Consider the following 14,045-nt stretch of genomic DNA (forward strand, 5'->3'; position numbering starts at 1 on the left):
GATTTGGCTTATTTTTAATCGTTTAAAACAAAAAAGCCACCCCGGTTATTTCCTTGGTGGCTAATTGATATTATCCCTCGGCTAGTTCCAGCGCTTCCTTCTGGGAAGTGGCTTCACCGAACCAGACCAGATCATAATGCGTGAAGTCAGTAGATAACATGCTCCTGACCCGTTGTTCCTCTGTTGCCACAGTGCGGCTATAGACAGCTACACAGCGCTCTCTCTTCCCGCCCCGCAATGATGAAGGGCTGTTGAAAATCGCAAAACACATCGTTTCCGGCTTAACGTTAACCCCGCCCATTTTTTCAATGACGTAATCATAGGCAATTTTTTCAATGTCATAAAATGAGCCGTCAGATGACACCATTGAATATTTCAGAACAGTACCCCCCAGAGCTCGCTTAATCTGGTGCTCCCTTTGCTGCTCGTTGTTCCAGCGAAAGGTTTGACGGCTGCTGGGGTGTCCTACTTTCTGTTCCGCTTTTGCACGTGGGCTATAGCCGTCAGCAATGAGTGAATCCATAAATTCACGCATTGATAAAATCTTACCGTTATGACGAATTTGTTTGGCTAGGAAGTTTTCAATACGTTTTTCGTTGGCTTTTTGAAGTGTCATTTTTTCTGGCCTATGGTTCGTTGTCGTTATATTCAGTAAACCATAGGTCGTTCATGTGACGAAACGTGTATTTATTCAACCCTATCTTCAATTATTTCGGTCATTAGAAAACGCAAATGATGATTATCGCCATCAGGATTGATTTTGTTTTTGTGATAATCCATTACGCTTACATTTCTTGCTTGTTTGAAGTGGTAATTATCCATCGCGTTTACAGTTTTCTCATAGTAAGCTTCAGCTGAATAATCCAATAAACTTCGATAATAGGCAGCGACAACATCCCATCGACGATTTTCCGATGCTTTACATAACTCTTCGTCGTCACCTATTGCCGCTATGATATAACCATATATATAGCCAAGACATATGTCATGATTAATGGCTTTTCTGAATAATTCGGGAGAATATACCATAAGTATAAAGCCTAAAGACCTATGTATAAATACCCTGCTGTCATGGACTATTTTTCTGTCATGTTCGATAGCTGATGGCGCGTTATCACCCTCAAGAGTAACAGGTTCAGGTATAGAGACTGACGGTTCCGCCCTCTCCTGTTTTGTTGCGCCAGCGAAAAACCTGCTTATACGTTCAAACATAATGTGTCCTCCGCATTTTTGACTCAGTATAGCCAGGAGCACTGGCCCGTGTGCGGGAACGGAAGATGACCGTCGATATCCCGTTGTTACTTAACCAGCCTTACCGTACTATCAGGTGAATTATAGTTCACGTGGATTAACCTATGTACAAACCCACCAGCGATGAATTTAAAGCAGAGATGAAACGCAAAGGCTGGACGCGGCAGGCGCTGGCACAGCGCTGGGGCAAGTCCGAAAGATGGATAAGTAATATTTCAGGTAATGAGGAACGCGAGCAGCATTGGAACGATGCGCTTGCAGGACTACCAGTATTAAAAAAAACCAAGAATAAGTGAAGTATAGTTCCCTTTTTTATTGATTAAATGTGAACTATAGTTCATGCTTTCTCGTGTGTTCGACTTCACTTCCCATCGAGGAGCAGCAGGCATGAACGTAGATCAGCGGCAACGTATTGAGCAGGAAATTGCCCGGGCAGCAGCAACCGGGTTGATTGAAGCAGGATATAGCATCTCGGTATTCGACTCAGAAGAGATTGTGCTGAAGCGCTCTACGAACGTAGAACGTATTGTTGAAGCCATGTTCTCTACTGATGAAGACTACTTCTATGCTTATCGCCCTGAAGAAACTGAACGTGCAGGTTACGTCCATTTTGTTTACGGCAATGAGGGATGGAATGTTATCAGCGATAACAGCCTGTCGCTTGAACCGGCGCTTGAAGCCGCTACTGCTCTGTCTGAGTCTTATGCCTGACCCTCAATGGCCCACTTAGTACTCGCAAGTGGGCTGTTTCTTATTCATACCCCATATGAATAGCAACATTATCACCACCTCGTGCCTATCCCTTTCTCCGTTCTTCGCCCCGGCACCAAGCCGTTCCGTTTTGTAATTGATGCCACAGCTGTAACGCGAAGAAATAAAAAGCCCGCTTGCAACGACTAAAGCGGGCTTTTTTTTATTCATACTGCATATGATTAACGGTCTATCCACCGTTCAATAATCCCATCAGGTACATCGAAATCATTGTCGCGGAAGAAATCCTTTTCGTATTTTCTGGCCTGCGGCATCGTCTTGAGTACGAAGAGGATGGCATCCTCCTTGGAACTGAACGAAGTCCGCGTAATGACGTGATCCGGCGCGTGAATGTGGGAGAGTGCCAGGCTTTCTTCGGTTCCTGGCTTACACAAATCACACCAGTGCTTATGCCAGAATGTCTCACCATTCTTCTTCAGCTTCGCCCCTGGTTCACCGGTTGGCGCTGGGTTAATAACCACCTCAAGAATATCTACCGGCTCATCTGCATCTCGCGCCGCATCGCCGAGCAGTTGATCGATAAGCAACTCCCCGGCTGAACTGACCAGGTTGCTGGCTATCGTGAAGAGACGGTGTAAGCCGCGATCTGCCTCTTGCTGAATCAGCGCTATCTGCGATTTAAACGATACCATATGCGTAAGCACAGCATGGTTAACGCCGAAATCAGGCCCATATGTCTCTATGTTTCGGTCTGCGCTAAAAGGGGCCATGTCCGGGCGCTGTTTTGTGCAAAAGAGACCCAGACTTGTTTTCTTATTGGCAAGATTATCGAGCTTACCCTCTTTGACCTCGTAATTTGAAATCAGACGGTGGGCTACCCGGGCCTTGAGTGCCTTATCATTCAGATTCTGATAGATATACTCGACCGCAGAGCCGCGTGTACCAAGATATAAGTATGACCACTCCTCACGGTCGACAATAAGACCAATCGGGATCATCATTACTGGCTTTTGAACGATCCCGCCAGTCGGTCGGTAGAAGTTCATTTCTTCAAAAGCATTAATCCACAATTCTGCCAGCTCGCTCAGACCTTCCTGGTTGCTGGGATTCAGACGCTTGAGAGTCTCACGGCCCAGTTCAATGTCTGCCAGAGCTTTAAGTTTCCGGTCGTAGCTTTCAAATACAGACTTTAACCCTTTCCACTCATCCACCAGCGGCCATTCTTTGAGGGTGCATTCAGATACGCTCAGTTCGTTAACCAGAGCCCATGAGCGAGATACCTCTTTCACACCGGTACGCGTCAGACTCAATACCACACGTATAGCCCATTTGTGTTTCTCAGCTGCATCGTTTCGTTCTTCAGCTCGTGGGGCTACATACAGGCCCAGTTTGCCGTTTGGCATTACCACAAGCCGTAGAGGAGAGTTTCCAAGTTGCTCACAGTAGCATTCAATTTGCGGGATGCTTGCATGACCTCGCCATGCAATTAAATCCATCATGGCAAGGAGCGCTTTCCATTGCTTCTCATCTTCCAGACCACTTTGGAGGGATGCACCTCGGTTTGCGCAGCGCCACGTCTGAATCGTTTTATCTACAGCCGCAACCCGGTCATTTTCGTCACCGATGTTCCCGGCGTTTAAAGCCGCCAGCATTTTGCTTCGGTATTGTTCTTCATGCGTTTCTTCCAGCTTCAGCAGTGCCGCAAGTTCTTTGAAGAGCCGGATGTAATAAAGATGGTTAGCCCGGATACGCCGGTTGTGAATGTAATATTCGAGATCGGCGGATTTCACCGTGTCCAGGCAAAGATAGCCAAGGCTATCAGAGGTTCTGAATTTTGAGAGGCATACCTTGGCATTGAATTCTCGTTTGTCTGACTTCGCATTACGGCTGTAGGTGTGCTGAACGACTGGCACATCAACGTAGATCTCTTCATTCTTCTGGTATGCCACGCTGGTACTACGGCTTTTAACGAAATCAACCGTGAATGAATGTCCCCGGTAGCCGTTACCTGAATCATCCTTAGCTGCCCCGGGTGCGGTAACCGGATTAACGACCTGTCTCCACTCACAAAAGACGCGTGAACCAGAACGCAGGTGCTGGTTCGCCTGCTTAATGTAGGACTCCAGCGATGGTCTGGTATCGGCCTCCGGGTCACTCAACAGACCGGTTCCATCTGCGTCATGAATAAAGCGGCAATATTTCTCCTGGAAGTCCATCGAGATGAAATTAATGTTACTACTGCGATCATAGAATTCGCCAAACAGGCGCTCACGCTGGTCGAGCCCGCAGCAAAGGATCAGGAAACGTTTATAGTGCAGCGCCATCTTTTCATGCGCCCGCAGCCGGTCAGTGTAAGCTACATCGCGGAAGGTGATGCGAGAACCGTCAAAACCGCGAAAAAGCGCGTCCTGCTCGTCACGTTCAGGGAACAGCGTATGAGCGCCCAGATGAGATTCAACCGGGCTGCATACCTGGTAAATATTTTCGCCGTCTCGTACCAGCAGGAAGACACATCTGTTTTGAAAGTCTTTGGCCGCAGCCTCCCACGGATCCTGATAATTGACGTGCCGTCTGGTGACGGCCATAACCAGTACGCAACGTTGGGTCGGGAAAATCTGCTCGATTAGGCCCGGGTGTTTTTGCAGTGCCTGGTCGAATAAATCTGCTTTGGTGAAATCGAACCAGTCTCCCAGATCCAGATAGACAGCGAGCTCCTCATCCATCAGTAGCTTTTTCTGGACAAATGTCAGAGGAATGTCGCTCGGGGCTGAATTGCCTTTGATTATCGTGTTGACGACAACATCTTTGCCGATGAAAAGATCCAGAGACGCAATCCCTTTCATCAGCGATTCAACGTTCTCCCTGCTCTCTTCGAATGCGGCCAGCTGCGCCGCAGCCATTTCCTGGTAATAGGGTACGACGGCCTGAACGGCCCTGGTAATTTCGTTATTCTTACCTTGTAGCCATTCAGATTGTATGACGGCCAGTTTATGTCCATGCCGAGCCGCTTCCATCATTCCCTTAATGCTTTCCTCATTGACACCGGATGTCAGCGCATTTTCTAACGGGCCGGTGGCGAGGTTTGTGTACTGGTCAATCGTCGCGGGTAGAGTATTGAGTTTGTTCTCGCTTTTTTCTGTCTGCTCTTTTTCAAGGCGTTCCGCAATGATCTCTTTCATGCGTTCAGGGTTTGTCATCGCCTCGGAAAGTTCAACGGTCAGCTTCTGAGCCAACTGCTGGCAGGCCTGCACTTCACTTTCGCGGACTTCTTTCGAGTCAGCAGCAAAGGTGAATTTGTTAACGAAGTCATCAAACAAAAAGCGGTGCTGAGTGAAGCTACGGGTAGTGCCACAAGTGCGGCCAGATTCATCGGTATATTCAAACCGAATGTGTTGGCCATGTTTTGATGGGTGGGTGCGCAGAATGACCGTATGCAGTTTGTTGTCGACCCAACGCAGCGATTCAATCAGCAGTACTTCGGAAGCGGCAATGTTCTCTTCAGCAATGGCTTCATTTGCCCGCCAGTACTGACCGCCTTGAAGAGAATGGAAACGTTCAATTCGCTCTACCGGTTGTTCAATGCGCACGATACCCGTCATTATGATCTCCTTCCCCCGGCTTTAGCCATGTTGCCGCTATTGTACTAGGACATGGTGTTTCTAATGGCTTAAATGGGGGACATATTGTTTGTGATACTTTGATTTTATCGTTGGGGGGGCAGGTGACGAATAGCTCTGGGGGATGAAAGGCAACGAAGAGTTGCCTTTTACGAAAAGGAAGATGCAGTACGAATTGCGGGTGGTCAGGAAAGAGGGTTTACCCAGCCTTTTCCGGTCACGAACTGAATTTTGCCAGCCTTTCTTAGCGCCTGTAACCGCCGGTCAAGAATGCGGAATGGCATCGGCTTATTCCTCTCCTCATCAGCGAGTCGGGAACACTCACCAGCTACGTCTGGAAGCATAATCAGTGAAAATGGAACCGGCTCTTTGCCGAGTATTTTCATGATCGCACTGTCCAGAACGGCGTACTTGTTTTTAGCAACTTGCATGTTCACTGTCCCCTCTCTCTATAGCGTGGTGATCGGTTCGCCTGATACCTACGGAACACATTCCGGTGGGACGGCCTTATTTTTATCCTGCCAACGTAGAGCAGCCTTAATACACTGCTTACACGTTATTTCACATACGTAAGGCCCGTACTCACCATCACTATGGGTGGCTGGGTTAACCCAAAGCTTGCCGTTACTTCCACCTGCGGCGGTGCAAAGAAAATCCCCTTCATTTCTGACCAGGCGCCCATCACGTATGTCCTCAAGTAAAAGCACGTGAATCACAGTTCGCCGGTTTATACCGTTACCGCTACTGTTTTCCGTCAGCCCGGAAATCACCGATTTGAATCCGCTTGTCCATCGTACCGGAAGATACAAACGAGCGTTTCGCTCTTGCGCCTGTTGCATCAGCTTCATATCGAGAGCGGCCTTTTGCTGTCGTTCTTCTTCTTGCCGTGTCAGACGTTGTCTGGCCTGTTCCTCTCGTCGGGCCCGGCTATCAATCTCAGTTTCAGCTTTAATATCGAACCGGTCAGGTGTAAGAAACAAAGTCGCACCTACCGGAGGGAGTGTGCCCTCCACCAGCAGCAGGTTATCCTTTGTTGCTTCCACATAAACTGTTCCAACCTCGGTAACCACACCCGTTTTATCTTTTTCCCCCCGGAACCAGAAGGGCGATGGGTAAGGAGGGTATTTGAGAACGATCATAATTTTTCCTTTCTGAAATACCGCATCGAGTTAATTTACTGGTTGTCAGAACGCAGTAATGTTATTTCTGATTTTGTTCCCGGTACTTCATTACGATATCCATTTCCTGTTGAGTTAATCCATTCTGAACTGCGGCCCGGCCTTGCCATATGTGAAAGAGCACCTCAAGAAAGACCCTTTCTTCTTCCTCTGATACTGAACCACTTGAATCAGGTGAGTAATCATCTTTCATAAAGCTATCGAACAGAACTCTTTCGCTGAGCCCCGCTATAGCAGGTTGTTCGCTGTGGGTCAGCCAACCGTGATGCCACGAAAACATGCAGTAGGCTGCTACATCACGTGGATCACCTTTTGAAAGGTGTCGGTGGAGCTCTTTGAGGCATTCATCCTTCCAGTCAGATTTTGCCCATTCAGCCCCACGACCATACTTCTCCTGGGCCCGGTAAAGCTTACCCGCCATCTCAGAGGCGAAGTTAACTACAAGCTGAGCTGTTGCATCGTGTAAACCAGCAGGGATCTTTACGAGGTGATTTGTGAGGCCACACTCATTGATAACTACCCGCAGACCACGCTTTATCTCTTCAACATCATCGGAACCAATTGCACCCTCACCAGATGCCGCGTGGAACGCGTAGGCCATTGCGTCCGTTATTTCTACCGATGAATCAGCCTTTTCGCCTGACGTACACGTTTCTTGAACCAGCTCGCCCTTCTGTTTGTTGTCCAGCAGACTAATCATGGTGTTTTTAAGTAACGTTGCTTTTTTGACGGCTTCCATATTGCCGTTCTGCAAAGCGGTCGTAATCTCAGTATCTATCTCGTTAATGCCTAGCTGAAGCTCTTCAGCACTGGCATAGAATATATTTACGATTTTTGTCTGGCGCATTAATTTTCCTTTTCAATAATTTTATGTCCAAGAGAATCAAGTATTGCAATAACTTGGTCTCTGGAATATGCAGGATAACTATGATCTGCAAAGCAACATGCAGGGGGTGGCAGTATGATTTTTTGTGGGCTTTTATTTCTTAGTTCCTTTAACTCCAATAATATGCTGAGTAATTGAGACGCTTTCTTTTCCATCGCATCAGCTCGGCTTGGGCTGATAAGTGCCCTCTGCGCATATAGCAGTTCAGTTGTAGTCTCAGTAATCATCGAGTCGAGTTTTGCAGGTGTCAGTTGCTCCATTTTTCCACCGGTTATTAATGCAAAAATTGAATTCAGACCGTCTCTTTTGAATAGACAACGTTTTTAGCGAGTTCGAATACAAAATCGCTTACGAAGGTAAAATCGCGCCATACCAGCACACCATCTACCTTATGCCGCAACTCAACCTGAGTGGATGTGTTGCTATACTTAGTGACCTTGATGTCCCAATCAATGAAACCACCAGCATTCTGAAGTTCAGTGACAGCGGCTAGGTTTTCCTGTTGCTTCAGGTTGTAGGCCTCGTCTGAGTCGTCGTTCTTCACAAGCTGGATTTTTTTGAATACCATGCGGAATCGGTCGGCCAGAACTTTGCCACGCATTTTTTCAACATCATTAAATACCTGCTCGACGTATGCACTCATGGTTTTCCTCGTGACTTTAATGATAGCAATTACAAAACCCGTATAGCCTGATTAGGCTCTGTATTTTTTAAAAATTAATCCGTGAGTAACATTATTAACTGCATTAAACCTACGACGAAATTTAAAAGAAGACAAAATGTGCTTGAATTTAAGAAATATTGAATTCGTTTAGTTTATCTGTTAAAAAAATACTGCTATTGAGCACCAAAAAAGGTGTCTTCTTACAGCGGAAACAAAAAACGCTAGAAAGTTACTTTTTCCTCATTGGAAGGCTTTTTAAAAGCGTTTCCATCGGGATGGCTTCGACGGATTGTTTCATTTTCTCTGGTTCTACTCCAAGAGATGCCAGCTGCCGGTACAGTACTTCCCGTTCTTGCAGGAGGCTTATCGCCAGCCGTGATATTGCAGCGGCGTTTTCCAGGGCGATTGCAAGGTTGTTTTCGGATGGAAAACTATCCCATGTATCCACTATGCCTTTTGCCAGGCACACGGTTCGCTTAAGCGGCTGAGGAACGTTTAATGGGTTAACGCCGGGTGGCATACCGGACAACTGCCTAATCAGTGCTCTTCCTTTCATTCCATCAGTTCTGTCTGCCATAGCAAGACCTCTATTCGTTGTACGTGGTCACTTCGGCTGAGTAGCAGTGCTGCTGATAACAGGCCTCTGTCTGACCAGACAAAGCGGTACGCAGCATTACGGTAGTTCCGGGTACGGGCGCGGATTTTGACCCGGGCGGAAAATCACTTAGCTCTACACTGATTCCGGCATGACCCGAAAACAGCACTGGGTTTTCACGCATTTTCATGCCGATATTCTGGTTACCATTTGCAATGCGATACATCACTTGTTCGATAGTAATCTGAACAGGTTCGTTGATCCGTAAAGGCCTGTTCCCGTTGCTGCCATTAGCCTGGCTGCACAGCAACAACATAGATGCTACTGTCGTAATAGCAACAGAGCCTAGTGAAAGCATGATTTTCATTATTTTCCCTTTATTCCAGGCAGTTAAGCCGCCTCACAAAATTCACTCTGACCAATGCTTGTTAAACCTGACAATTGCCACAGCCTGATTAACCGCATCATTATTTTGATATGGATCCGTAACGCGTCCGCGTTCTGAGTTGCCAGTTCCTGTATGTGTATCAGGCCAAGGCTCAACTCTTTATGGCTATTGAGTTCATAAAGCGCACGTCGATAAATATTGAACATCTCACGAGCCACCAGCGATTTAAGGACTTCCGGTACTGAAGCACAGTGCGCGAAAGCTCGGGCCCGCTCCTGTCTCCAGTAGCGGCGCAGCGCATTTGATGTATCAGGTTTGTTGCCCACGTCACTCATCACAAGACACCAGGCATTGGTCTGGTTGATCAGGACAGTTTCCAGGCTGTTTTTGCACAGCGTTTTCTCGTCCATAAGCTCGTTATGGCTTTCCTGGCGTAAGACGCGATGCAGCCAGAACCCAAATTCTGTCATGCGGGTCATGTGGTACTGGATGGTGAAAGCGAGGTTAGCCCACCATTTAAAACGAATGATCCGGGCCTCCAGCGTTCTTTTCAGAACATGCTGGTATTTCTCGGTCGAGAGGATGCGAAGGTCTTTTCGAGCTGTGATCCCTTCCATCGACTGGAATCCGGTCAGGCCGAGTCGATGGTAGGTTTGACCACGCTGCATCATTTTGTGATACAAGGCTGACTTACCTTTGCACAGAGATACCGTGCCGAAACGCAGGTAGAACTGCGCCGCGCTCCCAGCGGTGTACGCCCCGCTCTCAATAGCAGATTTAAGGCGTGGGTATTCCACCCATAACACAAAGCTTGCAGACTCTTCATCTACGGTAACTTCGTTATCTTCGCTGAAACTGACAACACGACGGTGGCCGTCTCTTGTCTTGATGACACGTGCGGCGCGTTCGTCATCTCCGCCGTCGAAATAGGTCATTTCCGCAACAGGATCAGCCAGCCCATCAAATAGTGAGTCATCGCCAAATTTCCCCACCTTCAGCCAGACTGCTTTAGGGATTGGGGACTGAGGGACTACAGGCATCGTCGGTTCATCAGTCAACAGATCCAGCTCGCCGTGGGCCCAGACGCGGTGGTAGATCTCCAGTGCCCTAAAAGGCTTGTCATTGAAATGATGGAAAGCCCACATGAAATCGACATGCACAACGGCTTCTTCGCTGACGATGCGGAACTGAGGCCGGGACATGCGACGGTTATGCGCATTGTCTTCCAGCAAGCCGTAAGCGAGTTTCTCGGCAACGTCATCGGCGCGTTGCTGCTCTACGTAGTCGGCGCTACAGCAGATGTGTAACAGACGTTCCAGGAATTTCGGCGAGTATACATCTGGCTGGATCTTAATATACCCACCTTCGTATACCGTGCGGCCCACTGGATGGCGGTCTTCCCAGGCATAACGGCGTTTGGCAATGAAACGCTGAAGCCGGTTCAGGATAGCCATATAGCCATATTTCTCCGGGTCGGCATTCAGCAGGTTTTCCATAGAGCGGTCGAGCCCTACAGCCTGGCAAAGGTAACAGCCAAATCGTGAACCACAGGCGCTTTTTGCTTTTTCAGAACCCGTCCAGACACATTCGCCCGTAGCCTCTTTGTAGAGCTCAGCAGTTTCATTATTGTTAGGCAGGTAACTGGGTAACGCAAAACGAGCCTCATCCCCGGACGATAGCAGGAATTCCCATACGTTCCCCTGATGCCAGTGACGGATCGGATAGAGCTCACCGCCCTCTTTTGTCTGTTTAACGTCTTCAGCGCTCCCGCCTTTTTTTTCGATGTTCATGGCACGGGTTGTGCTCTCTGCATCACGGGAACCCAGCAGCAGACAAACGCGCTGACGAACGGCTTTAGGCAGTCCTCGCATGTACTCGGCACGGGCCCGACGTGCAGGATCGACCTTCAAGTCGATCGAGCACTGTCTGGCGGAACTATTTGAAAATGTTGGCAATCCTCGCCCTGAAAGGATGCGGCCAGTCCACCCAGATGTCAGTCCAGGCTTACCAATTACAATGCTCAGCGGTAACTGGTGCTTTTCAACGAATGCCTCAAGTTCGGCGAGTTTTGTGTCTGCCAGCCAGCGGACGGCTGGATTCTCGATGCCCGTGTCGGTGTGGATCACATAGTGATGCTGGCTGATGTTTGTGCCATTGCGGGTAGCCCTTACCAGCGCCATCAGGAAGAGGTGCAGAACGCACTCAGAGTCCTTTCCTGATGAATACGCCAGGCTCATAGTCCAGCCGTCAGTAAGCGCTTTATAAATGGCGTTTGTGCCGGTGGTGATAAGATTGGCCATGCTCGTGCCAGTGCTGGCATCGACATAATTCAGGTCTTCGTCATTAGCCAGTGTTTGCCAAACCGTATCCCATTTATCCCCGGTAAGGATTGGGGCAAGGGTCGGTTCTGATGTGCCAAAGTCGATTACCTGTTGCATGGTTCACCTGTTTATTTATTCGTTTTGTATATTTATTTAAACACGGGCGTACCAGCTGACGAATAAGGCCAGCGGTATTATTTAATGATTTATTTAGTAATCGGGGATGGAAATAATTGATCAAGACAACTCATTGGTTTGCCAATGGCATTTGTGAGCTTTAGAATTTCTCCCGGCGTAACTGCCTTAAGCATTTCAGAGCGCCCTTCACGGATATATTCATCTACAGACATATTCCGCCATCCTGCTTTTGGTCGATTACTGCAACCTTGCCAGTTTGAATCAGCATTATCCCGACGAAGAACATATACATCGATAGAGCGAGTTAACCCTGCACCGAACGCAGCCTGAGCAGTAATTTTCACTTCAGATCCATCCTTGCGTTTAATGACCTGCGATATACGCGTGATTAACTCTTCAGGTGCGGATGCGTTGTTCTGAGTTTCATTTGTCATAAAACACCTCGTGAATATTGTCCGGTTTGTTTACTTATTAAATCACGAGGCATTCGGGTGACGAAGTGATGTTCAGAAAGATACTTTTCTTTGCTGGAGCAGGCTTAACCGTTGGTTGTCTGGATGCTACCATTCATAAGAAATGACGGTTAGCGTATCACTCACCTGTTCTTTGGTGATCTTTGGTTTTACCGGTTCGGGTAAAATTGTAATCGAAATTTGAATAGTTGCCGTTGCCTGTTGCTTTTTATCACCACTATTTCCCTCATCCTGTGCCAGTGCATTCCATGAAACAACGAATAATAAAGCTGAGAGTATCGTTTTCATTTTACACCTATATAAAAGATTGCTGTCCGTAGAACCATTATCTATCGGGCCAATCAGCTGGCGAAATTAAACAGTCGAAAACCTTTAATTAAATATCAGGATAAGGTCAGTAGCTTTTATGGTCAGTCGTCATCATGATACTCAGGGCCACCATAATTATCAAATCGAGACCATTGACCATTAAATGTGAGACGTACTGTCCCTATAGGCCCGTTGCGCTGTTTACCTATGATAATTTCGGCTATACCTTTCATATCGCTATTTTCGTGATAGACCTCATCACGGTAAATAAACATGATCAGGTCAGCATCCTGCTCAATGGAGCCTGACTCTCGCAAATCTGAGTTTACCGGACGTTTATCGGCACGTTGTTCAAGCGAGCGGTTTAGTTGCGATAAAGCGATTACCGGTACATTCAGCTCTTTTGCCAGTGCTTTCAGAGATCGGGAGATTTCAGCAATTTCCAGAGTTCTGTTGTCAGATAACGACGGTACACGCATCAACTGAAGGTAGTCGATCATAATGAGGCTAAGCCCACCGTGTTCGCGGGACAATCGACGCGCCCGGGAGCGAACGTCCATAGGTGTTAGGCCAGAGCTGTCATCAATGTAAATGTTCTTTTTTTCCAGCAGCAGTCCCATTGTGCCGGATAACCGGGCCCAGTCCTCGTCATCGAGCTGTCCGGTTCGGATGCTGGTCTGGTTGACGCGTGATAGCGATGCCAGTGAGCGCATCATGAGCTGTTCCGTAGGCATTTCCAGGCTGAAAATCATGACGGGCTTATCGTTTGTCAGCGATACATTCTCGCAGATGTTCATTGCAAACGTAGTTTTCCCCATTGAGGGTCTGGCAGCGATAATAATCAAATCCGAGGGCTGTAGACCGGCTGTCTTCTTGTTCACGTCCACGTAGCCGGTATCAACTCCAGTGACCCCGTCATGGGGACGCTGGAACAAGGCTTCAATCTTGGTAACGGTTCTGTCCAGAATGCTGCTGATATTTTCCGGCCCACCGCTTTTATTTCCCCTTTGCTCTGCAATCTGGAAAATCCGGCTTTCTGCAAGATCAAGCAATTCGTCACTTGTCCTACCTTCCGGGTTGTAACCGGCCTCGGTTATTTCGTTGGCAACTTTTATCATTTCCCTGATTACGGCACGTTCCCTGACGATCTGCGCGTAGGCAATTATATTTGCCGCACTGGGCGTATTTTTTGACAGTTCTGCCAGATAGGCGAAACCGCCGAGACTATCCAGCTTACCTTCTCCCTCGTTTTCGATGTGCTCAGCGAGGGTTATCAAATCAATCGGGAATTGATTCGCAACGAGCGATCTCATTGCAGAGAAAATTGAGCGATGCGGTCGAGAACTAAAATCCTGCTCACTAACGATTTCTGCCACATCATCCCATCTCTGGTTTTCAAGCATTAACCCGCCCAGCACGGACTGTTCCGCTTCTATCGATTGCGGAGGGGTTTTTAAGCTGTATTCAGCTGTTTGCTTTGTCTCACCTGTTTCGGTAAACGAGATGTCCGCCAT

At 47.8% G+C, this 14,045-nt stretch carries 16 protein-coding genes; 2 read left to right on the forward strand and 14 right to left on the reverse strand.

Going from position 1 to position 14,045, the window contains the following annotated elements:
* Positions 1–70 precede the first annotated feature (70 nt).
* Both OOJ59_RS22930 and OOJ59_RS22935 read right to left on the reverse strand, forming a co-directional pair.
* A complete protein-coding gene (locus OOJ59_RS22930; RefSeq protein WP_007372335.1) occupies positions 71–616 on the reverse strand; it encodes a hypothetical protein in 546 nt (181 codons plus the stop codon).
* Between the two features lie 71 nt (positions 617–687).
* Entirely contained in the window at positions 688–1,212 is a 525-nt protein-coding gene (locus tag OOJ59_RS22935) for a hypothetical protein (RefSeq protein WP_016241551.1), read from the reverse strand.
* 143 nt (positions 1,213–1,355) lie between these two features.
* Between OOJ59_RS22935 and OOJ59_RS22940 the strand changes: the two genes are divergently transcribed.
* Entirely contained in the window at positions 1,356–1,547 is a 192-nt protein-coding gene (locus OOJ59_RS22940) for a hypothetical protein (RefSeq protein WP_007372333.1), read from the forward strand.
* A 91-nt stretch (positions 1,548–1,638) separates the two neighbouring features.
* On the forward strand, positions 1,639–1,962 hold the full coding sequence (locus tag OOJ59_RS22945) for a hypothetical protein (RefSeq protein ID WP_007372332.1): 324 nt from the start codon (positions 1,639–1,641) through the stop codon (positions 1,960–1,962).
* A 221-nt stretch (positions 1,963–2,183) separates the two neighbouring features.
* On the opposite strand, the gene OOJ59_RS22950 is transcribed toward OOJ59_RS22945, so the two are convergent.
* The 12 genes from OOJ59_RS22950 to dnaB all read right to left on the reverse strand — a co-directional run bounded on the left by OOJ59_RS22950 (position 2,184) and on the right by dnaB (position 14,045).
* Positions 2,184–5,561, reverse strand: a complete 3,378-nt coding sequence (locus OOJ59_RS22950) for a hypothetical protein (protein ID WP_048242079.1) — start codon at positions 5,559–5,561, stop codon at positions 2,184–2,186.
* Positions 5,562–5,764: 203 nt separating this feature from the next.
* Positions 5,765–6,010, reverse strand: a complete 246-nt coding sequence (locus OOJ59_RS22955) for a hypothetical protein (protein ID WP_007372330.1) — start codon at positions 6,008–6,010, stop codon at positions 5,765–5,767.
* Positions 6,011–6,058: 48 nt separating this feature from the next.
* Positions 6,059–6,718 carry a hypothetical protein gene (locus OOJ59_RS22960; RefSeq protein ID WP_008786574.1) on the reverse strand — a complete coding sequence of 220 codons (660 nt, stop codon included), beginning with the start codon at positions 6,716–6,718 and terminating at the stop codon, positions 6,059–6,061.
* Between the two features lie 61 nt (positions 6,719–6,779).
* Positions 6,780–7,604: a hypothetical protein gene (locus OOJ59_RS22965; protein ID WP_007372328.1), complete on the reverse strand. Its 825-nt coding sequence runs from the start codon at positions 7,602–7,604 to the stop codon at positions 6,780–6,782.
* Positions 7,604–7,903 (reverse strand): hypothetical protein, encoded by a 300-nt coding sequence (locus OOJ59_RS22970; RefSeq protein WP_016241553.1) that lies wholly within the window; start codon positions 7,901–7,903, stop codon positions 7,604–7,606. Before OOJ59_RS22970 ends, OOJ59_RS22965 begins: the two co-directional genes overlap by 1 nt.
* Positions 7,904–7,935: 32 nt before the next feature.
* Complete coding sequence (locus tag OOJ59_RS22975) at positions 7,936–8,286, reverse strand: hypothetical protein (protein WP_007372327.1); 351 nt, start codon at positions 8,284–8,286, stop codon at positions 7,936–7,938.
* A 250-nt stretch (positions 8,287–8,536) separates the two neighbouring features.
* On the reverse strand, positions 8,537–8,884 hold the full coding sequence (locus OOJ59_RS22980; RefSeq protein WP_008786575.1) for a hypothetical protein: 348 nt from the start codon (positions 8,882–8,884) through the stop codon (positions 8,537–8,539).
* A 10-nt stretch (positions 8,885–8,894) separates the two neighbouring features.
* Positions 8,895–9,269, reverse strand: a complete 375-nt coding sequence (locus OOJ59_RS22985; protein ID WP_008786576.1) for a hypothetical protein — start codon at positions 9,267–9,269, stop codon at positions 8,895–8,897.
* A gap of 23 nt (positions 9,270–9,292) precedes the next feature.
* Positions 9,293–11,728: a phosphoadenosine phosphosulfate reductase domain-containing protein gene (locus tag OOJ59_RS22990; protein WP_007372324.1), complete on the reverse strand. Its 2,436-nt coding sequence runs from the start codon at positions 11,726–11,728 to the stop codon at positions 9,293–9,295.
* An 89-nt stretch (positions 11,729–11,817) separates the two neighbouring features.
* Positions 11,818–12,183: a hypothetical protein gene (locus tag OOJ59_RS22995; protein ID WP_008786579.1), complete on the reverse strand. Its 366-nt coding sequence runs from the start codon at positions 12,181–12,183 to the stop codon at positions 11,818–11,820.
* A 126-nt stretch (positions 12,184–12,309) separates the two neighbouring features.
* Complete coding sequence (locus OOJ59_RS23000) at positions 12,310–12,510, reverse strand: hypothetical protein (RefSeq protein ID WP_007372322.1); 201 nt, start codon at positions 12,508–12,510, stop codon at positions 12,310–12,312.
* Between the two features lie 122 nt (positions 12,511–12,632).
* Positions 12,633–14,045, reverse strand: coding sequence for a replicative DNA helicase (gene dnaB / locus OOJ59_RS23005; RefSeq protein ID WP_007372321.1), 1,413 nt, complete (start codon positions 14,043–14,045; stop codon positions 12,633–12,635).

The organism is Citrobacter sp. W9, assembly GCF_026719375.1.
In the GTDB taxonomy this organism is placed as follows: domain Bacteria; phylum Pseudomonadota; class Gammaproteobacteria; order Enterobacterales; family Enterobacteriaceae; genus Citrobacter; species Citrobacter werkmanii.